Origin of the sequence: Streptococcus sp. HMSC067H01 (assembly GCF_001814775.1) — a bacterium.
In the GTDB taxonomy this organism is placed as follows: domain Bacteria; phylum Bacillota; class Bacilli; order Lactobacillales; family Streptococcaceae; genus Streptococcus.
The window spans coordinates 55,988-77,103 of record NZ_KV817799.1; the positions used below are offsets into that span (position 1 = coordinate 55,988).

Here is a 21,116-nt window from a genome sequence, read left to right on the forward strand (position 1 = left end):
ATCTGAGATGCTTGCGCACGCAATTAGTATACAACTTTTTGGAATAGATAGCAAGAAGGATGTTTCTTGTGTATTTCCTTGAAATTTTCTGAAAAAAGAGTAAACTGGTATGCAGAAAGTCTATTTGTGGAGTAAACGATGAAATTATATGTTCAGTTAATGATTCTCTTTGTCATTTCACTGATTGGTGAGGGAATCTCTAGCTTTTTCCATTTGCCTATTCCTGGAAGCATTATCGGTTTGATTATTTTATTTTTAGCCTTGCAGTTCAAGTGGTTGCGGGTACGGCATGTCAACATGGTTGGGAATTTTCTCCTAGCTAATATGACTATTCTATTTTTGCCTCCTGCAGTTGGGATTATGGAGAAATTTGATGTGATTGCTCCTTATTTATTGCCCATTGTCTTGATTGTCTTTTTTGCAGCAGTTATCAATATTATCTTGATTGCGCTTGTAGTTCAGTTTATCAAAAAGCGTTATGAAGGAGATTACGAAGAAAGAGGTGCCAAATGAGCGAATTTGTATCCAATCCACTTTTTGGGATAGCTTTATCAATCTTAGCCTATCTTGGGGGAATGATGATTTTCAGACGCTATCCTCATCCCTTAACGACTCCCCTACTGCTATCAGCTATTTTTATTATTATCTTTTTGAAAGTGACTGGCATTTCCTACCAAGATTACTACCAAGGTGGGGTTTATCTTAATAACTTGATTGTTCCTTCAACAGTGGCTCTAGGAATTCCCCTCTATAAAAGCTTCCACTTGATGAAGCATCATGTTAGAAGTATTTTGCTGGGGAGCTTCTTAGCAGTCATCGTCAATACCTCTTTTACAGCCCTAGTCGCAAAAATCTTTGGCATGGACTTTTTCCTAGCCATCTCCCTCTTTCCTAAGTCAGTAACGACCGCCATGGCAGTAGGGATTACAGAAAAGTTGCAAGGCTTGACTACCGTGACCCTAGTAGTTGTAGTAGCGACGGGGATTTTGACCAGTGTAATCGGACCAACACTTCTAAAATGGCTAAAAATAGACGATCCAGTAGCGGTTGGTTTGTCCCTGGGTGGAACAGGTCACGCCGTTGGAACAGGAACGGCCTTCCGCTATGGACCAGTAGCAGGTGCCATGGGAGGTCTAGCCATCGGTGTTACAGGTATTCTCTATGTATTTGTAAGTCCTATTGTAGCTAATTTGATTTTGAGTTAAAAACCAAGGATTTTTGATTTCCTTGGTTTTTTTCTATGGATGCGAAAGCACTTTATGTTTTTCGTTTTATTTAGTCAATCTTATGACCTGGTCGTAGCGTTTTAGATCTTCTTCTGTATAATGGTGAATAACTTCAATAACAGTCTGTGGCATAGAAAAGAGGAGATCGCTGATTTTTCGACTATTTTCCAAGTCAAGATTGGCCTTAATCTCATCGGCTAAGATGAGTTGCCTATCGTGGTAGAGGGCGCGAGCTATTTCTAGGCGTTGTTTCTCACCACCAGATAGACTTTCGTTGCTAAGCTTTCTATGCTTCAAATCCTCTAAACCAGTCTGTCTCAGGATCTTATCCAATCTAGTCTGGTCTATGACGGAGCCCAGGGCGATATTGTCAGTTAGTGATAAATCATCAAAATAATGACTGGATTGGAGGATGTAAGAACTAATGCTGGTGATTTCTTCCCGACTAAGAATTTGTCCAGCAAAGCTGATGTGTCCACTCGTAGGGGTTTGATCTCCATGGATAATATTCAGGAGAGTGGTTTTGCCAGTGCCACTCTCGCCGATGATGGCAATTTTTTCTCCTTGCTTGATACTAAGTGAGAGAGGTGCTAAAATCACTTGCTGTTCTATCTCCAAAGAGAGATTCTCCACTTGAATAGGATAGATGTCTGGAATAAGCTTGGTAAAGTTATGCTTTGCCCGGCTAAGAAGCTTTTGATATTTCTTACAGAGATAGGTGGTGGATTTACGAGTGTTGTTAAAATAAGCTAGTTCTTGAAATTGATAGCCGATATTGTGAGATACGAGATAAATAGCTACAAAACTGGCTGCGCTGAGGTGGCCATAGTAGGTCATAAAACCACCGATGACAATGGGAGCGACGGAACAAAAGGCGTCAATACTATTGATGAGGAGACTATTGATGGTGCGCTGTTTTTCATAGTTTATTTCTGCATCGAGACTATGTTGTAGCTGACCAGAAAAACGATTGAAAAAGAAAGTTTGCCCGTGATAATGGCGGATTTGTTGACTCCCACTGATGAAGCTTGTCAAAGTTGCTAGATAGCTTTGATTGATTTTTGAACGATCCTCGGAGAGATTATCTAAACGTTTGGCCCCGATGGAGCTACAAAGGACTGGGAGAGAGTAAAAAAGGATAAAAACGAGTCCCAGATAGAGGTTGGTCCACAAGGCATAAGAGACCGAAATGCTTGTAAATCCAATGGAAGAAATAATAATCACAGTAGGCTCAATATAGCTTGTCTCTAGTTGCTTGACGTCATTTTCCAAATCAGACAGAAGGTCTTGCTCAGCAATGGCATAACTGTTTAAAAACTGATGAAAGATGGCACTTTTAAGGCCAAATTTGAAATCGGTTATGAGACGGGCGTAGTAGTATCTTTTGCCAGCCAATCCGATAAGCAGGATGAGATTGCCTAAAATTCCCAAGATTAGAACTTTCCAGAGTAATTCGAAGTCCTGATTCGTAAAACTAGCCACTATATTCTGAACGAGGGCAGGTGTGATAATCGCTTCAAGCCAGGTGATGATAATTGATAAAAAATAGAGAATGAGGTGTTTCTTTGTTACAAATCTTCTAAGCATAAAGTGGGAACCTCCTAGTAAAAGCAACTTTATAAAGGTATTATACTCTTTTTTGTAAAATATTTCACATGAAATAAAGTTTTAGGTTTAGAAAATGCAACTATTTAGACGAAGAACGAATCTGCGCTAAAAGTCTTTAAAATCAGAAAACGCATATTATCAGGTCTTGAAAAACCTTGATAATATGCGTTTTGTAGTAGAAAGATCTTTTTTATTTTCTACTAAAATTAAGTTTTTTCCCAGTCTCTGACTGATTATTGAAGATTAACCTTATTCTTCAAGATATAGTAAGTACCGAGGTAGAATCCAGCAATTAGGATTAAATCCGTAAAGATTTCAAATGTAAGCATCATATTGAAATTAGTATCTATGCGAAGGTTGAGACCGACAAAACCAAGCACGATCTGGATAACAATATAGGCTAAAACCGCGAGTGCTGTGCGGTATTCATTGAAAAGTTGTCCGATGGAAATCGCCAAGTAGATGCAGAGGATTCCTGAAATTGTGCCAAGGATGAATGAAATTAGATATAAGCCGATACTGTCTAGGTAATGTTGGAACAAGTCTTTAAAATCAAGAAAATCAATGAAATTAGGCTCAATTATCACAACAATGATATAAATGCTCAGGAGCAAGACTGCTGAACTGATCAGAGACCAAATGAAGGCCCCCAAGAGTTTGGCTAAGATAATCTGGTGTTCGGAAACTGGCAAGGTCAAAGTGAGATATCCTTGTCGGTCATAGACACTACCCTTGAAGCGACGGATGATCAAAATCAAGGTTGAAATACTCAAGGTAATAATCAGTCCACCAAAAACCAAGCCCAGAAAGACTAACATAATCATTTCTTGATCGGGAGTATCGATGGATTTGAGGGAACTTGCTTGAATTCCTATAAGAGCAGAAAGTGCCAACACAGCACCATAGAGGGCTAAATACCATTTGTTAACATTTTTAAATTCATAACGAACTAAATTCCAAAACATAATAATCTCCTTTAACTAGGCTTTGAATTCGTGACGGAAGAGTTGGTCGATAGACTCTCCAGACTCATAGCGAATATCATCCACATTTCCTTGACGGACGACTTTTCCATCCTTGAGGAAGATAATCTCATCCAAGATTGGTTCAATGTCTGAAATCAAGTGAGTTGAAATCAAGACAGTAGAAGTTGGAGAGTAGTTGTTGATGATGGTGTTCAAGATATAGTCACGAGCTGCTGGGTCTACACCCCCGATTGGTTCATCAAGCACGTATAGACGAGCATCGCGACTCATGACAAGAATCAGCTGAACCTTTTCTTTGTTCCCTTTTGAGAGTTTCTTGAAACGGCTATTTTCATCGATATCAAGGTCACGAAGAAGACCTTGAGCACGTTCCAGATTAAAATCTTGGTAGAAGGTCTTGAAATAAGTGAGAGCTTCCTTGACCTTCATCTGCTCGTTGAGATAGGTCGTATCAGGGAGATAAGAAACAATTGCTTTAGTTGCTGGGCTTGGTTCCATGCCGTTGATAAGGATACGCCCTTCCTCTGGCTGTAGCAAGCCGTTGATTAGTTTAATCAAGGTTGTCTTTCCAGAACCGTTTGGGCCAAGGAGGCCAACGATTTTTCCAGCTGGAATTTCAAGGGAAACATTTGTAAGAGCAGGGCTTGCTCCATAGGATTTTGACACATTTTCTAATGCTAACAAAGTCATAGTTTAAACTCCTTCAATATAATCTCTTAAAACAGTCGGTAGTTCTTCTTTTTCATAACCAAATTCTACCATGCCTGTTACAAACTGTTGCAGCTGTTCTTCTGACAGTTGCTTACGGGATTGGAGGATCAAGTCCAAATCCTCTGTGACAAAGCGTCCTGACGTCCGCTTGGTATAAACGAAACCTTCTCTCTCCAAGTCCGATAGAGCACGCTGGATAGTGTTGGGATTGACCCCTGCCTCGCTAGCTAATTCTCTAACGGTTGGAAGCTGTTGATTGGGCTCGAGTTTATGGGAAATAATCTGCAATTTGATTTTCTCCATAATCTGCAAATAAATGGGTTTATTGTTATCAAATGTCCAAGACATCACGATCTCCTTTCTAATCACCTTTGTGTTAATTCAATAATACAACAAAACAAAAAACTTGTCAAGCCCAAAGGAGAATTATTTTGGGAATTGTTCAAAAAATGGTATAATGAAAAGAAAACGACAAGGAGGGGAAGGCATGCGTTGTCCAAAATGTGGCGCTACAAAATCAAGTGTGATCGATAGTCGCCAGGCTGAAGAAGGAAATACAATCAGAAGAAGACGTGAGTGTGAAGAGTGTCAGCATCGGTTTACAACCTATGAACGTGTAGAAGAGAGAACGCTGGTTGTGGTCAAAAAAGATGGTACACGGGAACAATTTTCAAGAGATAAGATCTTTAACGGGATTATTCGCTCAGCCCAGAAACGTCCAGTGTCAAGTGATGAAATTGGCATGGTGGTCAATCGCATCGAACAAAAACTCCGTAGTCGCAATGAAAATGAAATTCAGAGTGAGGTTATTGGCTCCTTGGTTATGGAAGAGTTGGCAGAGCTCGATGAGATTACTTATGTACGTTTTGCCAGTGTTTACCGTAGCTTTAAGGATGTGAGTGAGCTTGAAAGCCTACTCCAGCAGATCACACAATCCTCTAAAAAGAAAAAGGAAAAATAAATGAAGCCAAATGACCGTTTTTCTTTTGTAAAGAATAATCGGGTGTCGCAAGATACCTCATCAATGGTGCAGTGCTACCTCCCGATTATCGGTCAGGAGGCGCTGAGCCTCTATCTTTATGCTGTGACTTTTTGGGATGGTGGCCAAAAGGAGCACCTCTTTGCAGCCATGCTCAACCATCTGAATTTTGGGATGGATAGTCTTTTAAAGGCTTTTAAAACTCTGACAGCCATGAAATTGGTGACCCTCTATCAGCAGGGGGAGACCTATAATTTGTTACTCCATTCTCCCTTATCAACTCAAGAATTTTTACAACATACAGTTTATCGGACCTTGTTAGAAAAAATGATTGGGGATAGTACGGTTGCAGCCATGAGGCAGGCAAGTGTTGAAGGGGAACCTATCTCGGTGGCCTTGAGTCAAATCTTCCCTCAGTTATCCGAGTCTGCGAGTCAAGAAACCTCTAGCAGCCAGCCTACGGCAGATGATTTTGATTTGGAGCATTTTCGTCAGCTCATGGCCCGTGATGGTCTTCGTTTTCAAGATGAGACTTCGGATGTTTTGGCCTTATTTGCAATAGCAGATGAGCAGAAGTGGACCTGGTTTGAGACTTATCAAGTAGCCAAAGCGACAGCAGTGTCGCAAGTGATTTCTGTCAAACGCATCCGTGAAAAGATAGCGCAAAAGCCTGTGACTTCTGACTTTAGTCCCAAGGAGGCAACCATTATCCGAGAGGCTAAGAAAAAGACAGCCTTGCAGTTCCTTGCTGAGATTAAGCAGACCCGCAAGGGAAGTATTACCCAGACTGAACGGGACCTGCTCCAGCAGATGGCGGCCTTGGGCTTGCTGGATGAAGTAATCAATGTTATCTTGCTCCTGACCTTTAATAAGGTTGATTCGGCCAATATCAATGAAAAATACGCCATGAAGGTGGCTAATGACTACGCCTATCAAAATATCCGTAGTGCCGAGGAGGCAGTTCTCCGTATTCGTGAACGTGGCCAAAAAGCAAAAACGCAAAAGCAGAATCAGACTGCCCCAGCAAAAACCAATGTGCCTAAATGGAGCAATCCTGAATATAAGAATGAAACGAGCGAAGAAACTCGTTTAGAACTAGAACGTAAGAAAAAAGAAATGTTAGCTCGATTAGAAAAAGGAGGAGACTAGATGGAAAGTGTCGGAGACGTACTCAAGCGTCAACCAAGCCAATTTCAGTATCAGGATTTAGTCCAGCAAATTGTGAAGGACCCTGATGTTGCAGCCTTTATCCAGAAAGAATCTCTCAGTCAGGAGGAGTTAAACCGTAGTATTTCCAAGTTTAACCAATACATCACTGAGAGAGATAAGTTCCTCCGAGGAGATACAGACTATATCGCGCGTGGCTACAAGCCTATCCTAGTCATGAACCATGGCTATGCAGATGTCTCTTATGAAGAGACTCCAGAGCTAATCGCAGCAGAAAAAGAAGCGGCGATTAAAAACCGTCTCAAACTAATCAACCTTCCAGCTAGTCTTAAAAAAGCTAGCTTAGCTCAAGTAGACTTGGATGATTTGGGGCGCCTGCCAGTTTTTGAAAAGCTCCTAGCCTTTGTGGAGCAATATCCAGCTATTCGAAAAGGTCTCTACTTATATGGAGACTTTGGTGTGGGTAAAAGTTTCATGGTGGCTGCCCTAGCTCATGATTTGTCAGAAAAACGTGGTGTTTCATCAACGCTCCTCCACTATCCGAGCTTTGTCATCGATGTCAAAAATGCCATTGGTGATGGCAATGTCAAGACTTTGGTGGATGAGATTAAGCTTGCTGAAGTCTTGATTTTGGATGATATTGGTGCCGAGCAATCAACAGCTTGGGTGCGTGACGAGATCCTGCAGGTTATTCTCCAATATCGTATGCAGGAAGATTTACCGACCTTTTTCACCTCCAACTTCAACTTTGAAGATTTGGAGAAGCATTTCGCTAAAGGGAAAAATGGAAATGACGAAACCTGGGAAGCTAGACGCGTCATGGAACGCATTCGTTATTTAGCAGAGGAAACAAGACTTGAAGGAGAAAACCGCCGATGACAGAAACAATCAAAGTAATGAAGGCTCACACTTCAGTGCGCAGATTTAAAGAGCAAGAGATCTCCCAAGCAGACTTAAATGAGATCTTGACAGCTGCTCAAATGGCTTCTTCTTGGAAAAATTTTCAATCCTACTCGGTCATTCTTGTCAGAAGTCAAGAAAAGAAGGAAGCCTTATTTGAGCTAGTACCTCAGGAAGCTATTCGCCAGTCTGCAGCATTTTTACTTTTTGTTGGTGATCTAAACCGTGCAGAAAAAGGGGCTCGTCTCCATACGGATATTTTCCAACCTCAAGGGGTGGAAGGACTCCTTATCACTTCGGTAGATGCGGCTTTGGCTGGACAAAATGCCTTGCTTGCGGCAGAAAGCCTAGGCTATGGTGGAGTGATTATCGGTTTGGTGCGTTACAAGTCTGTTGAGTTAGCAGAATTGTTCAAGCTTCCTGACTATACCTATCCAGTCTTTGGGATTGCAATCGGTGTGCCAAATCAAAAGCATGATGTGAAACCAAGACTGCCACTAGAGCATGTTGTCTTTGAGGAAGAATACCAAGAACAGTCAACTGAGGCAATTGAAGCCTATGACCGTGTACAGACTGAATATGCAGGTGCGCGTGCGACTACAACTTGGAGTCAACGTTTAGCGGAGCAATTCGGCAATCCAGAACCAAGCTCGACTCGAGAAAATCTTGAGCAGAAGAAGTTATTGTAGAAAGTGAGAAAACATGGCCTTACCAACTGTTGCCATTGTAGGGCGTCCCAATGTTGGGAAATCAACCCTATTTAACCGTATCGCGGGAGAACGCATCTCAATCGTAGAAGATATTGAAGGTGTAACGCGAGATCGTATCTATGCCACAGGTGAGTGGCTCAATCGTTCTTTTAGTATGATTGATACTGGGGGAATCGATGATGTCGATGCGCCTTTCATGGAACAAATCAAGCACCAGGCAGAAATTGCCATGGAAGAAGCAGATGTTATCGTCTTCGTCGTGTCTGGAAAAGAAGGAATTACAGATGCGGACGAATACGTTGCCCGTAAACTTTATAAAACTCATAAACCAGTCATCCTAGCCGTTAACAAGGTTGACAATCCAGAGATGCGAAATGATATCTATGATTTCTATGCTCTTGGATTGGGCGAACCTCTACCAATCTCATCTGTTCACGGTATTGGGACAGGGGATGTGCTGGATGCTATTGTGGAAAACCTCCCACATGAAGTTGAAGAAGAAAATCCAGATGTTATTAAATTCAGCTTGATTGGTCGTCCAAATGTTGGAAAATCTAGCTTGATTAATGCCATTTTGGGAGAAGATCGCGTCATTGCCAGCCCTGTCGCTGGTACCACTCGTGATGCTATTGATACCCATTTTACAGATGCTGACGGCCAAGAGTTTACCATGATTGATACGGCTGGTATGCGTAAGTCAGGGAAAGTCTATGAAAATACTGAGAAATACTCAGTTATGCGTGCTATGCGTGCCATTGACCGTTCAGATGTAGTTTTGATGGTCCTCAATGCCGAGGAAGGTATTCGTGAGTATGACAAGCGTATCGCTGGATTTGCCCACGAAGCTGGTAAAGGGATGATTATCGTGGTCAATAAGTGGGATACTCTTGAAAAAGATAACCATACCATGAAAAACTGGGAAGAAGATATCCGTGAGCAGTTCCAATACTTGCCTTACGCACCGATTATCTTTGTATCAGCTTTAACCAAGCAACGTCTCCACAAGTTGCCTGAGATGATTAAGCAAATCAGCGAAAGTCAAAATACCCGTATCCCATCAGCAGTCTTGAATGATGTGATTATGGATGCTATTGCCATCAACCCAACACCGACTGACAAAGGGAAACGCCTCAAGATTTTCTATGCGACCCAAGTGGCAACCAAACCACCAACCTTTGTCATCTTTGTCAACGAAGAAGAACTCATGCACTTCTCTTACTTGCGTTTCTTGGAAAATCAAATCCGCAAGGCCTTTGTCTTTGAAGGAACTCCGATTCATCTCATTGCAAGAAAACGGAAATAAATAAGCAAGATCTGGAATGCGATTTCCAGATCTTTTTGATATAATAAAATAAGGAAAGCGTTGGAGAGGTAAGGAGATGGAAAAACTATTAAAATTCTTGATTTTGGCACCCTACTTTTACTTTTTTCGTTGGCAAGGGAAGGTACAGCCAGGAAGTAAGTACTTTTCTGTCTTTTACTATTTTTATTGGTTTTATATGCCTCTAGCAGCATTGTTTGGTCTAGTTTTCACGCTTTTTTCGCTAGTCTTATTTAACTTTATTTTACAAGAACCAAGGGATTTTGTTAGATGGGTGATATGGCTACTTTTAGTCTTTTTATCCTTAGTCAATGACTGGAAAATCTATGCTTGTCTAAAATTTATGAATAAGCTACGATTGGAAAAGAAGAAATCCAGTCTTCCTTGAAAGAAATAGGCAAGCTTGTACCTGATAGAAAATGATGGCAATTTTTTCATGGATAAACTAGCTAGAAGCATTAATGAAGAAAACTAGCCTCGGAATAGGAATTTTAAGGGAACTAATCTTGATGATTAGCCCTTTTTTCGTCTTTAGGGAAAACGGAATATTTCTTGAAAAAAATGGGCAAATATGCTACAATAAAAAGAACATTCTAAAATATTCAGAATTTAAAGTAAGGAAAAAAATGGCAAATTTATTAAAATCAATCATCGAAAATGATAAAGGAGAGATTCGTCGTCTGGAGAAGATGGCTGACAAGGTTTTTAAGTATGAAGACCAGATGGCTGCCTTGACTGATGAAGAATTGCAGGCAAAAACGGTAGAGTTTAAAGAGCGTTACAAAAATGGTGAATCACTGGATTCATTGTTATATGAAGCATTTGCGGTTGTCCGTGAGGGAGCTAAGCGTGTCCTTGGTCTCTTCCCATATAAGGTTCAGGTTATGGGTGGAATCGTTCTTCACCATGGTGACGTGCCAGAGATGCGTACAGGGGAAGGGAAGACCTTGACAGCGACGATGCCTGTATACCTCAATGCTCTTTCAGGCAAAGGGGTTCACGTAGTTACGGTCAATGAATACCTTTCTGAACGTGATGCGACTGAGATGGGTGAATTGTACTCATGGCTCGGCTTGTCAGTAGGGATTAACTTGGCAGCAAAATCTCCAATGGAGAAAAAAGAAGCCTATGAGTGTGATATCACTTACTCAACCAACTCAGAGATTGGTTTCGACTATCTTCGTGATAACATGGTCGTCCGTGCGGAGAATATGGTTCAACGTCCGCTTAACTATGCCTTGGTCGATGAGGTAGACTCTATCTTGATTGACGAAGCTCGTACTCCTTTGATCGTTTCAGGAGCCAATGCAGTTGAAACCAGTCAACTCTACCATATGGCTGACCATTTTGTGAAGTCTTTGGATAAGGATGACTATATCATTGACATTCAGTCTAAGACTATTGGTTTGTCTGATTCTGGTATTGACAAGGCCGAAAGCTACTTCAATCTAAGCAACCTCTACGATATTGAAAATGTTGCTCTGACTCACTTTATCGATAACGCCCTTCGTGCCAACTACATCATGCTTCTCGATATTGACTATGTGGTTAGCGAAGAGCAAGAGATTTTGATTGTCGACCAATTTACAGGTCGTACTATGGAAGGTCGTCGTTATTCTGATGGCTTGCACCAAGCGATTGAAGCTAAAGAAGGTGTGCCAATCCAAGATGAAACCAAGACTTCAGCCTCTATCACCTACCAAAACCTCTTCCGTATGTACAAGAAATTGTCAGGTATGACGGGTACAGGTAAGACTGAGGAAGAAGAATTCCGTGAAATCTACAATATTCGTGTTATTCCTATCCCAACAAACCGTCCGGTTCAACGTATCGACCACTCAGACCTACTCTATGCAAGTATCGAAGCTAAGTTTAAGGCTGTTGTCGAAGATGTAAAAGCTCGCTACCAAAAAGGTCAACCTGTCTTGGTTGGTACGGTAGCGGTTGAAACCAGTGACTACATTTCTAAAAAATTGGTAGCTGCAGGCGTTCCTCACGAAGTATTGAATGCCAAGAACCACTACAAAGAAGCTCAAATTATCATGAACGCTGGTCAGCGTGGTGCCGTTACCATCGCAACCAACATGGCCGGTCGTGGTACCGACATCAAACTTGGTGAAGGTGTTCGTGAACTTGGTGGACTTTGTGTCATTGGTACAGAACGTCATGAAAGCCGTCGTATCGATAACCAGCTTCGCGGACGTTCAGGTCGTCAAGGGGATCCAGGTGAATCTCAATTCTACCTTTCTCTTGAAGATGATTTGATGAAACGCTTTGGTTCAGAACGCTTGAAAGGTGTCTTTGAACGCCTCAATATGTCTGACGAAGCTATTGAATCTCGCATGTTGACCCGTCAAGTAGAAGCAGCTCAAAAACGTGTTGAGGGAAACAACTACGATACTCGTAAACAAGTCCTTCAGTACGATGACGTCATGCGTGAACAACGTGAGATTATCTACTCACAACGCTACGATGTTATCACTGCTGATCGTGACCTTGCTCCTGAGATTCATGCCATGATTAGACGCACAATTGGTCGTGTTGTTGATAACCATGCTCGTGCTAAACAAGATGAAAAATTAGAAGCAATCCTCAACTTTGCTAGATTCAACCTCTTGCCAGAAGATTCTATTTCTCTTGATGACTTGTCAGGCTTGTCAGATAAAGAAATCAAGGAAGAACTCTTCCAACGTGCTTTGATTGTTTACAATAACCAAGTATCTAAGTTAAGAGATGAAGAAGCAGTTAAGGAATTCCAGAAGGTATTGATCCTACGTGTGGTTGACAATAAATGGACTGACCATATCGATGCTCTTGACCAGTTACGTAATGCTGTTGGTCTCCGTGGCTATGCTCAGAATAACCCAGTCGTAGAGTATCAAGCAGAAGGTTTCCGTATGTTTAATGATATGATCGGTTCTATTGAGTTTGACGTGACTCGTTTGATGATGAAAGCTCAAATCCATGAACAAGAACGCCCACAGGCGGAGCGTCATATCAGCACGACAGCGACTCGAAATATTGCTGCCCAACAAGCTGACCTTCCTGCAGATTTGGATGTCAGCCAAATCAAACGTAATGACTTGTGCCCATGTGGATCAGGTAAGAAGTTTAAAAACTGTCACGGGAAACGACGTTAAGATTGAATGATTTTCAGGCGGATGCCTAGTGAAAAGTGAATTTTCACTTGGCGTCCGCTTGCTTTATAAGGAGGATGAAATATGGTATTTACAGCCAAAAGCCCTAAAATTAATATCCAAGAAGTTCGTAGTGTATCTAAATTAGAAGGTCAGGCCCTTGCCAAGAAACATCAACGGGATCAAGAACTTGAAGCGATTATTCGTGGTGAAGATCAGCGTATTCTCTTAGTGATTGGACCATGTTCATCTGATAACGAAGAAGCAGTCCTCGAGTATGCTAAACGTCTCTCAGCCTTGCAAGAGGAAGTCAAAGACCGTGTCTTTATGGTCATGCGTGTCTATACTGCTAAACCACGTACAAATGGTGACGGTTATAAGGGCTTGATTCATCAGCCGAATGCCAAAGAAGCGCCTAGCCTCATCAATGGAATCAAGGCTGTTCGCCATCTGCATTATCGCGTTATTTCTGAAACAGGAATGACCACGGCGGATGAAATGTTATATCCAGAGAACCTTCCCTTGGTAGATGATCTAATTTCCTACATGGCAGTTGGAGCTCGTTCTGTCGAAGATCAGCAACACCGTTTTGTAGCTAGTGGAGCAGATTTTTCAACTGGCTTTAAAAATCCAACATCTGGCAATCTCAATGTCATGTTTAATGGGATTTATGCGGCACAAAATAAGCAGAGCTTCCTTTTCTTGGGGAAAGAAGTCGAGACGACTGGAAATCCACTCTCTCATGCTATTCTTCGTGGGGCCCTCAATGAATACGGGAAAAATATTCCTAACTATTATTACGATAATCTAGTGGACACCATTGCCCAGTATGAAGAGATGGGGCTTGAAAATCCATTTATCATCATCGATACCAACCATGATAATTCAGGAAAACAATATATGGAACAGATCCGTATTGTTCGCCAAACCTTGATTAACCGCGACTGGAATGAAAAGATTAAAAAATATGTTCGTGGATTTATGATTGAATCCTATCTAGAGGATGGACGTCAAAATGAGCCGGAGGTCTTTGGTAAATCCATCACGGATCCATGTCTAGGTTGGGAAAATACGGAAGCTTTGGTTCGAGAAATCTATCAAAGACTAGGAGAATAAAATGGCATTTATTGAAAAGGGTCAAGAAATCGATATTGAAGCGATAAAAGCAGAAACACAATTATCTGCAGAGGCTTTGAGTCGTAAGGAAAGTCGTGATCGTGAATTAGCAGAGATCATCTCTGGTAAGGATGAGCGTATCCTACTAGTCATAGGGCCATGTTCTTCTGACAATGAAGAAGCAGTCCTTGAGTATGCTCGTCGCTTGTCGGACTTGCAGAAAAAAGTGGCCGATAAGATTTTTATGGTCATGCGTGTATATACTGCTAAACCACGCACCAATGGAGATGGCTATAAGGGTTTGGTGCACCAGCCGGACACTTCAAAAGCTCCGAGCTTGATTAATGGTTTGCAGGCTGTTCGCCAGCTACATTATCGGGTTATTACTGAAACAGGATTGACAACAGCTGATGAGATGCTCTACCCGTCCAATCTCGTTTTGGTTGATGATTTGGTCAGCTATCATGCGGTAGGGGCACGTTCTGTGGAGGACCAGGAACACCGCTTTGTGGCTTCAGGAATCGATGCGCCAGTTGGGATGAAAAATCCAACTTCTGGTAATTTGTCGGTCATGTTCAATGCCATCTACGCGGCACAAAACAAGCAAACCTTCCTTTATCATGGACAAGAAGTTGAGACATCTGGCAATCCCTTGGCCCACGTCATCCTTCGTGGGGCCTTAAATGAGTATGGGAAAAATGAACCCAACTTTTACTATGAAACCCTGTTAAACTCAATCCAAGGTTATGAGAAAATGGGCTTGGAAAATCCCTTTATTATCATTGATACCAATCATGACAATTCAGGTAAGCAGTATCTAGAGCAAATCCGCATCGTACGCCAGGCTTTGCTCAATCGTGATTGGAATGAGAAAATCAAGAAAACAGTCCGTGGTTTTATGATTGAGTCTTATCTAGCAGATGGTCGTCAAAATCAGCCAGAAATATTTGGTTGTTCGATTACAGATCCATGTCTAGGTTGGGAACATACAGAAGCCTTGGTAGAAGAAATTTACGCTACCTTAACAAAATAAATGAAAAGGATGGAGTTGGGGGTATCTCAACTTCTTTTGATGAAAAATGATAGTTGGACATGGCATTGATATCGAAGAATTAGCGTCGATACAAGAGGCGGTTGAAAGAAAAGACAGTTTTGCCCAGCGTGTTTTGACGGTCAAGGAACTGGAACGCTTTACTGGACTTAAAGGACGCAGAAAAATAGAATATCTAGCAGGGCGTTGGTCTGCCAAAGAAGCTTTTGCTAAGGCTATGGGAACCGGAATAGGCAAGCTTAGTTTTCAGGATTTAGAGATTTTGAATGACGAGAAGGGGGCCCCTTATTTTAGCCAAGCTCCTTTTCATGGTAAGATTTGGCTATCGATCAGCCACACTGAACAATATGCAACTGCAAGTGTAATTTTGGAGGAATCTCATGAAAACAAGTCCACATAGACCAACCAAGGCTCTTATTGATCTAGGAGCAATCCGCTATAACATCCAGCAAATGGGAACTCATATTCCACAAGGGACTCTCAAATGGGCGGTTGTAAAGGCTAATGCATATGGTCATGGGGCGGTCGCTGTTGCGACGGCTATCCAGTCAGATGTTGACGGATTTTGCGTTTCAAATATCGATGAAGCACTGGAACTTCGTCAGGCAGGTATTGCTAAGAAGATTCTCATTTTAGGGGTATCTGAGGTCGAGTCAATTCCACTAGCCCAAGAATTTGATATTACCTTGACGGTAGCTGGTCTAGAGTGGGTGCAAGCCTTATTGGCTACCCATTCAGACCTATCTGGGCTAACAGTTCACCTTAAAATCGACTCAGGTATGGGACGGATTGGTTTTAGAGATGCTAGAGAAGCTCAAGAGGTCCAAGTTTTGCTTCAGGAACATGGAGCTTATGTTGAAGGGGTTTTTACTCACTTTGCGACAGCAGATGAGAAGTCAGAGGTCTACTTTGAACAACAATTGCAGCATTTCAAAGCGATTCTAGCAGAATTTAAAGATTTGCCAGAACTGGTTCATGCAAGCAACTCGGCTACAACCCTTTGGCATGCGGAAACGATTTTCAAAGCGGTTCGTATGGGGGATGCTATGTACGGACTCAATCCTAGTGGACAGGTCTTGGAATTACCCTATGACCTCAAACCAGCCTTATCCTTGGAATCTGCCTTGGTTCATGTCAAGACAGTTTCAGCAGGTGCTTATGTAGGCTATGGAGCTACTTATGAATCTGATTCCGAACAAGTTATCGCTACTCTACCAATCGGCTATGCAGATGGTTGGACACGAGATATGCAGAATTTTTCAGTTCTGGTTGATGGGCAATTGTGCCCCATCGTAGGGCGTGTATCCATGGACCAAATCACCATTCGCTTACCTAAGCTTTATCCATTGGGTACCAAGGTAACCTTGATTGGCTCAAACGGGAACAAGGAGATTACTGCAACAGACGTAGCAGTTTACCGAGGAACCATCAATTATGAGGTGGTTTGTCTCCTCAGTGATCGAATTCCGAGAGAATATTATTAAAAAACAGAAGGAAAGGAGTGTAGCATGAATTTACACCAACCCTTGCATGTCTTGCCAGGCGTGGGACCTAAATCAGCAGAGAAATATGCCAAACTAGGAATTGAAAACTTGCAAGATCTCTTGCTTTACTTTCCTTTCCGTTATGAAGATTTCAAGACCAAGCAGGTACTAGAGCTAGAAGATGGCGAGAAGGCGGTTCTGTCTGGTCAGGTGGTAACGCCAGCTAGTGTTCAGTATTATGGATTTAAGCGTAATCGCCTACGCTTTAGCATCAAGCAGGGAGAGGTTGTTTTTGCGGTCAATTTCTTTAATCAACCCTATTTGGCTGATAAGATTGAGCTGGGTGCGACTCTTGCTGTCTTTGGTAAGTGGGATCGTGCTAAGGCTAGTCTGACAGGGATGAAGGTTTTGGCCCAAGTGGATGATGAACTTCAACCTGTCTATCGCTTAGCTCAAGGAGTTAGTCAAGCTGCCTTGGTTAAGGTGATTAAGACTGCCTTTGATCAAGGATTGGACCTCTTGATAGAGGAAAATCTCCCCCAGTCCTTGCTAGATAAATACAAACTCATGTCCCGTTGCCAGGCCGTTCGCGCTATGCATTTCCCTAAGGATTTGGCAGAGTACAAACAGGCCTTTCGTCGAATCAAGTTTGAGGAACTCTTTTATTTTCAAATGCAATTGCAAAGCCTCAAGTCTGAAAATATGATTCAAGGAAGTGGTCTGGTCTTGAACTGGTCTCCAGAAAAGTTAGTAAAAGTGCAAGGAGATCTGCCTTTTGCTTTGACCCAAGCTCAAGAAAAGAGTCTGCAAGAAATCTTGACTGATATGAGTTCTGACCGCCATATGAATCGCCTTCTACAAGGGGATGTCGGTAGTGGGAAGACAGTGGTTGCAGGACTAGCTATGTATGCTGCTGTAACGGCGGGTTATCAGGCAGCTCTAATGGTTCCGACAGAGATCCTTGCAGAGCAACATTTTGAAAGTCTAGAAAGTCTCTTTCCTGATTTGAAACTAGCTCTCCTAACGGGTTCACTAAAAGCTGCAGAAAAACGCACGGTTTTGGAAACGATTGCTAAGGGGGAAGCCGATGTGATCATCGGTACCCATGCTCTTATACAAGACGGCGTGGACTATGCCCGACTAGGCTTGATTATCATCGATGAGCAACACCGCTTTGGTGTGGGACAAAGACGCATCCTACGTGAAAAAGGAGAAAATCCAGATGTCCTCATGATGACGGCAACTCCCATACCACGGACCTTGGCCATTACAGCCTTTGGGGATATGGATGTATCTATTATTGACCAGATGCCAGCGGGACGAAAACCAATCGTAACACGCTGGATCAAGCATGAACAACTGCCCCAGGTCTTGACTTGGTTAGAGAGTGAGATTCAGAAGGGTTCACAAGCCTATGTTATTTCTCCCTTGATTGAAGAATCTGAAGCCTTGGACTTAAAAAATGCTATTGCTTTATCGGAAGAATTGACGGTTCATTTTTCTGGCAAAGCAAGAGTTGCCCTCTTACACGGTAAGATGAAGAGTGATGAAAAAGACCAGATTATGCAGGAGTTCAAAGATAGAAAGACTGATATTCTGGTTTCGACAACGGTTATCGAGGTTGGGGTTAATGTTCCCAATGCGACGGTCATGATTATCATGGATGCTGATCGTTTCGGACTCAGCCAGCTTCATCAGCTTCGAGGTCGTGTAGGTCGTGGGGATAAGCAGTCTTATGCAGTTCTAGTGGCCAATCCTAAAACGGACTCAGGTAAAGACCGCATGCGTATCATGACGGAAACGACCAATGGTTTTGTCCTTGCAGAAGAAGATTTGAAAATGCGGGGTTCTGGTGAAATCTTTGGAACCAGACAGTCAGGTCTACCAGAGTTTCAAGTGGCTGATATTATCGAAGATTTTCCGATTCTTGAGGAAGCGCGTAAGGTAGCTGGTTATATCAGCTCTCTTCCTAACTGGCAGGAGGATCCAGAGTGGCATATGATTGCCCTAAATCTAGAAAAGAAAGAACATTTAGATTAATACTCTTCAAAAATCAAATTCAAACCACGTCAACGTCGCCTTGCCGTACTCAAGTACAGCCTGCGGCTAGTTTCCTAGTTTGCTCTTTGATTTTCATTGAGTATAAGCTTTTTCTAAGGAAAACTTAAGCTAGCTTTCAGGTTTGGCCCTTATACTAGAGTCATCAAAAAGAAACGAGGACTCTCATATGACAATGAAGATTAAAGTGAATTATCAAAAAACATTTCAAGAAGTAGTAGAAGCAGACAAGCTTGCTACAAAATAGTAGTTATTAAGGGCGATAGAGCCCTTTTTAAATACTTGCTTTATACTCTTCAAAAATCTCTTCAAACCACGTCAGCTTCGCCTTGCCGTATGTGTGGTTACTGACTTCGTCAGTTTCATCTACAACCTCAAAGCAGTGCTTTGAGCAACCTGCGGCTAGCTTTCTAGTTTGCTCTTTGATTTTCATTGAGTATTAGGCGAAATATGATAGACTTTTAGTAGATAGAATCAGTATAATTACGCTATACCAATTTTTATTCTTGACAAGTAAAAGAAACAAGTATATACTGTTTTTGCTGATTCTGCAAAGCGAGAATTAGACTATACCAATTCAAGGGGAAAGCACAGCTTGTCTGTGTCGTATATACTATGTGTGGAATTGTTGGTGTTGTTGGAAACACAAATGCAACTGATATTTTGATTCAAGGGCTTGAAAAGCTCGAATACCGTGGTTATGATTCTGCGGGAATTTTTGTCCTAGGTGGTGCTGAAAACCATTTGGTGAAGGCTGTTGGTCGTATTGCAGAATTGTCCGCTAAAACTGCTGGCGTTGAGGGGACAACTGGTATTGGACATACTCGTTGGGCCACTCACGGTAAACCAACAGAAGACAATGCTCACCCACATCGCTCTGAGACAGGACGTTTTGTATTGGTCCACAATGGGGTGATTGAGAACTACCTTGAAATCAAGGAACAATACCTTACAGGTCACCACTTTAAGGGACAAACAGATACAGAAATCGCTGTACACTTGATTGGAAAATTTGTTGAAGAAGACGGCATGTCAGTACTTGAAGCCTTTAAAAAAGCTCTTCACATTATCCGTGGTTCTTATGCCTTTGCCTTGGTTGACTCACAAGATCCTGAAGTCATCTATGTGGCTAAGAATAAATCACCACTTTTGATTGGTCTTGGAGATGGTTACAACATGGTCTGCTCAGATGCTATGGCTATGATTCGTGAAACTAACCAATACATGGAGGTTCATGACCAAGAGTTGGTTATCGTGAAAGCTGATAGCGTTGAAGTGCAAGACTATGATGGTAATAGCCATGAGCGTGCTAGCTACACTGCTGAACTTGACTTGTCAGATATCGGTAAGGGAACTTACCCTTACTACATGCTTAAAGAAATCGATGAGCAACCAACGGTGATGCGTAAGTTGATCCAAGCCTATACAGATGAGGCTGGTCAAGTAGTGGTTGATCCAGCTATCATCAAGGCTGTTCAAGACTCAGACCGTATCTACATTCTAGCAGCTGGGACTTCTTACCACGCAGGATTTGCTTCTAAGAAAATGTTGGAAGAATTGACAGATACGCCAGTTGAACTTGGTATCTCCTCAGAGTGGGGCTATGGTATGCCACTTCTCAGCAAAAAACCACTCTTCATCTTTATCAGCCAATCTGGTGAAACAGCTGATAGCCGTCAGGTTTTGGTCAAGGCCAATGAAATGGGAATTCCAAGCTTGACAGTGACAAACGTGCCGGGTTCAACTCTTTCTCGTGAAGCCAACCATACTATGCTTCTTCATGCAGGTCCTGAAATTGCCGTAGCATCAACCAAAGCATATACTGCGCAAATCGCAGCTCTTGCCTTCCTTGCGAAAGCGGTCGGTGAAGCAAATGGCAATGAAAAAGCCAAAGCCTTTGATTTGGTTCATGAGTTGTCAATCGTGGCTCAGTCTATCGAATCAACCCTTTCAGAAAAAGAATTGATTGATAGCAAGGTGCGTGACCTTCTTGAAACAACACGCAATGCCTTTTACATCGGACGTGGCCAAGATTACTACGTAGCCATGGAAGCCAGTCTTAAGCTCAAAGAAATCTCTTATATCCAATGTGAAGGTTTTGCGGCTGGAGAGCTCAAGCATGGAACTATTGCTTTGATTGAAGAAGGAACGCCTGTATTGGCCCTCTTGTCAGACCCGGTTCTAGCTAACCACACTCGCGGAAATATCCAAGAAGTGGCAGCACGTGGCGCTAAGATCCTGACTATTGCAGAAGAAAATGTTGCTAAAGATACCGATGATATTGTCCTTACGACCGTACACCCTTACCTCTCACCAATCTCAATGGTCGTACCAACACAATTGGTCGCTTACTTTGCAACTCTACACCGTGGACTTGATGTGGACAAGCCACGTAACCTTGCTAAGTCAGTAACGGTAGAATAAACTAATACTCATCAAAAATCTCTTTAAACCACGTCAGCTTCCATCCACAACCTCAAAACACTGTTTTGAGCAACCTGCGGCTAGCTTCCTAGTTTGCTCTTTGATTTTCATTGAGTATAAGAGTTTAAATCATAACAAAAAGTGAACAAAATAGTTTTCTGAAAATCAGAATCCTGCTTTGTTCATTTTTTTATGTATATTTAAGGTAAAACAAGGAGTAAATTAGGAGGCTTAGGTA

Annotated in this window: 18 protein-coding genes; 14 read left to right on the plus strand and 4 right to left on the minus strand. The window is 42.1% G+C overall.

Annotation, left to right across the window (positions count from 1 at the left end; translation table 11 throughout):
* Nucleotides 1-138: 138 nt before the first annotated feature.
* Nucleotides 139-513, plus strand: a complete 375-nt coding sequence (locus HMPREF2987_RS06185) for a CidA/LrgA family protein (protein WP_004250774.1) — start codon at nucleotides 139-141, stop codon at nucleotides 511-513.
* Entirely contained in the window at nucleotides 510-1,205 is a 696-nt protein-coding gene (locus HMPREF2987_RS06190) for an LrgB family protein (RefSeq protein WP_075229774.1), read from the plus strand. Before HMPREF2987_RS06185 ends, HMPREF2987_RS06190 begins: the two co-directional genes overlap by 4 nt.
* A gap of 66 nt (nucleotides 1,206-1,271) precedes the next feature.
* Here HMPREF2987_RS06190 and HMPREF2987_RS06195 read toward each other — a convergent pair whose 3' ends face one another.
* The 4 genes from HMPREF2987_RS06195 to HMPREF2987_RS06210 form a co-directional block, all read right to left on the minus strand.
* Nucleotides 1,272-2,813: a streptosactin export ABC transporter GggC gene (locus tag HMPREF2987_RS06195; protein ID WP_075229775.1), complete on the minus strand. Its 1,542-nt coding sequence runs from the start codon at nucleotides 2,811-2,813 to the stop codon at nucleotides 1,272-1,274.
* Nucleotides 2,814-3,067: 254 nt separating this feature from the next.
* The gene (locus tag HMPREF2987_RS06200; protein ID WP_075229776.1) at nucleotides 3,068-3,799 is read right to left on the minus strand and encodes a hypothetical protein; all 732 of its coding nucleotides are present in this window, start codon (nucleotides 3,797-3,799) and stop codon (nucleotides 3,068-3,070) included.
* Nucleotides 3,800-3,814: 15 nt separating this feature from the next.
* Nucleotides 3,815-4,510, minus strand: a complete 696-nt coding sequence (locus HMPREF2987_RS06205) for an ABC transporter ATP-binding protein (RefSeq protein WP_075229777.1) — start codon at nucleotides 4,508-4,510, stop codon at nucleotides 3,815-3,817.
* Between the two features lie 3 nt (nucleotides 4,511-4,513).
* On the minus strand, nucleotides 4,514-4,879 hold the full coding sequence (locus HMPREF2987_RS06210) for a GntR family transcriptional regulator (RefSeq protein WP_000119157.1): 366 nt from the start codon (nucleotides 4,877-4,879) through the stop codon (nucleotides 4,514-4,516).
* 139 nt (nucleotides 4,880-5,018) lie between these two features.
* On the opposite strand from HMPREF2987_RS06210, the gene nrdR reads away from it, so the two are divergent.
* The 12 genes from nrdR (at nucleotide 5,019) to glmS (ending at nucleotide 20,878) form a co-directional block, all read left to right on the plus strand.
* Entirely contained in the window at nucleotides 5,019-5,492 is a 474-nt protein-coding gene (gene nrdR, locus HMPREF2987_RS06215) for a transcriptional regulator NrdR (protein ID WP_001203674.1), read from the plus strand.
* Complete coding sequence (locus HMPREF2987_RS06220; protein ID WP_075229778.1) at nucleotides 5,493-6,659, plus strand: DnaD domain protein; 1,167 nt, start codon at nucleotides 5,493-5,495, stop codon at nucleotides 6,657-6,659.
* Entirely contained in the window at nucleotides 6,660-7,556 is an 897-nt protein-coding gene (gene dnaI / locus HMPREF2987_RS06225; RefSeq protein WP_075229779.1) for a primosomal protein DnaI, read from the plus strand.
* On the plus strand, nucleotides 7,553-8,266 hold the full coding sequence (locus tag HMPREF2987_RS06230; protein ID WP_075229780.1) for an NADPH-dependent oxidoreductase: 714 nt from the start codon (nucleotides 7,553-7,555) through the stop codon (nucleotides 8,264-8,266). Before dnaI ends, HMPREF2987_RS06230 begins: the two co-directional genes overlap by 4 nt.
* Before the next feature lie 13 nt (nucleotides 8,267-8,279).
* The gene (gene der / locus HMPREF2987_RS06235) at nucleotides 8,280-9,590 is read left to right on the plus strand and encodes a ribosome biogenesis GTPase Der (RefSeq protein WP_049508964.1); all 1,311 of its coding nucleotides are present in this window, start codon (nucleotides 8,280-8,282) and stop codon (nucleotides 9,588-9,590) included.
* Between the two features lie 644 nt (nucleotides 9,591-10,234).
* Nucleotides 10,235-12,748, plus strand: a complete 2,514-nt coding sequence (gene secA, locus HMPREF2987_RS06245) for a preprotein translocase subunit SecA (RefSeq protein ID WP_075229782.1) — start codon at nucleotides 10,235-10,237, stop codon at nucleotides 12,746-12,748.
* 81 nt (nucleotides 12,749-12,829) lie between these two features.
* On the plus strand, nucleotides 12,830-13,861 hold the full coding sequence (locus HMPREF2987_RS06250) for a 3-deoxy-7-phosphoheptulonate synthase (RefSeq protein ID WP_075229783.1): 1,032 nt from the start codon (nucleotides 12,830-12,832) through the stop codon (nucleotides 13,859-13,861).
* 1 nt (nucleotide 13,862) lies between these two features.
* Entirely contained in the window at nucleotides 13,863-14,894 is a 1,032-nt protein-coding gene (locus HMPREF2987_RS06255; protein WP_075229784.1) for a 3-deoxy-7-phosphoheptulonate synthase, read from the plus strand.
* A 46-nt stretch (nucleotides 14,895-14,940) separates the two neighbouring features.
* Nucleotides 14,941-15,312, plus strand: a complete 372-nt coding sequence (acpS, locus tag HMPREF2987_RS06260) for a holo-ACP synthase (RefSeq protein ID WP_075229785.1) — start codon at nucleotides 14,941-14,943, stop codon at nucleotides 15,310-15,312.
* Complete coding sequence (gene alr / locus HMPREF2987_RS06265) at nucleotides 15,293-16,396, plus strand: alanine racemase (RefSeq protein WP_075229786.1); 1,104 nt, start codon at nucleotides 15,293-15,295, stop codon at nucleotides 16,394-16,396. Before acpS ends, alr begins: the two co-directional genes overlap by 20 nt.
* A 24-nt stretch (nucleotides 16,397-16,420) precedes the next feature.
* On the plus strand, nucleotides 16,421-18,436 hold the full coding sequence (gene recG, locus HMPREF2987_RS06270) for an ATP-dependent DNA helicase RecG (protein ID WP_075229787.1): 2,016 nt from the start codon (nucleotides 16,421-16,423) through the stop codon (nucleotides 18,434-18,436).
* A gap of 633 nt (nucleotides 18,437-19,069) precedes the next feature.
* Nucleotides 19,070-20,878, plus strand: coding sequence for a glutamine--fructose-6-phosphate transaminase (isomerizing) (gene glmS, locus HMPREF2987_RS06275; RefSeq protein ID WP_075229788.1), 1,809 nt, complete (start codon nucleotides 19,070-19,072; stop codon nucleotides 20,876-20,878).
* The last annotated feature ends 238 nt before the right edge of the window (nucleotides 20,879-21,116 follow it).

Coding starts and splice junctions, on each gene's coding strand:
- secA (WP_075229782.1), top strand. CDS start 10,235: ATGGCAAATTTATTAAAATCAATCATCGAAAATGATAAAGGAGAGATT.
- HMPREF2987_RS06190 (WP_075229774.1), top strand. CDS start 510: ATGAGCGAATTTGTATCCAATCCACTTTTTGGGATAGCTTTATCAATC.
- HMPREF2987_RS06220 (WP_075229778.1), top strand. CDS start 5,493: ATGAAGCCAAATGACCGTTTTTCTTTTGTAAAGAATAATCGGGTGTCG.
- HMPREF2987_RS06255 (WP_075229784.1), top strand. CDS start 13,863: ATGGCATTTATTGAAAAGGGTCAAGAAATCGATATTGAAGCGATAAAA.
- recG (WP_075229787.1), top strand. CDS start 16,421: ATGAATTTACACCAACCCTTGCATGTCTTGCCAGGCGTGGGACCTAAA.
- HMPREF2987_RS06230 (WP_075229780.1), top strand. CDS start 7,553: ATGACAGAAACAATCAAAGTAATGAAGGCTCACACTTCAGTGCGCAGA.
- glmS (WP_075229788.1), top strand. CDS start 19,070: ATGTGTGGAATTGTTGGTGTTGTTGGAAACACAAATGCAACTGATATT.
- HMPREF2987_RS06195 (WP_075229775.1), bottom strand. CDS start 2,813: ATGCTTAGAAGATTTGTAACAAAGAAACACCTCATTCTCTATTTTTTA.
- HMPREF2987_RS06250 (WP_075229783.1), top strand. CDS start 12,830: ATGGTATTTACAGCCAAAAGCCCTAAAATTAATATCCAAGAAGTTCGT.
- alr (WP_075229786.1), top strand. CDS start 15,293: ATGAAAACAAGTCCACATAGACCAACCAAGGCTCTTATTGATCTAGGA.
- der (WP_049508964.1), top strand. CDS start 8,280: ATGGCCTTACCAACTGTTGCCATTGTAGGGCGTCCCAATGTTGGGAAA.
- HMPREF2987_RS06185 (WP_004250774.1), top strand. CDS start 139: ATGAAATTATATGTTCAGTTAATGATTCTCTTTGTCATTTCACTGATT.
- nrdR (WP_001203674.1), top strand. CDS start 5,019: ATGCGTTGTCCAAAATGTGGCGCTACAAAATCAAGTGTGATCGATAGT.
- HMPREF2987_RS06200 (WP_075229776.1), bottom strand. CDS start 3,799: ATGTTTTGGAATTTAGTTCGTTATGAATTTAAAAATGTTAACAAATGG.
- HMPREF2987_RS06210 (WP_000119157.1), bottom strand. CDS start 4,879: ATGTCTTGGACATTTGATAACAATAAACCCATTTATTTGCAGATTATG.
- HMPREF2987_RS06205 (WP_075229777.1), bottom strand. CDS start 4,510: ATGACTTTGTTAGCATTAGAAAATGTGTCAAAATCCTATGGAGCAAGC.
- dnaI (WP_075229779.1), top strand. CDS start 6,660: ATGGAAAGTGTCGGAGACGTACTCAAGCGTCAACCAAGCCAATTTCAG.
- acpS (WP_075229785.1), top strand. CDS start 14,941: ATGATAGTTGGACATGGCATTGATATCGAAGAATTAGCGTCGATACAA.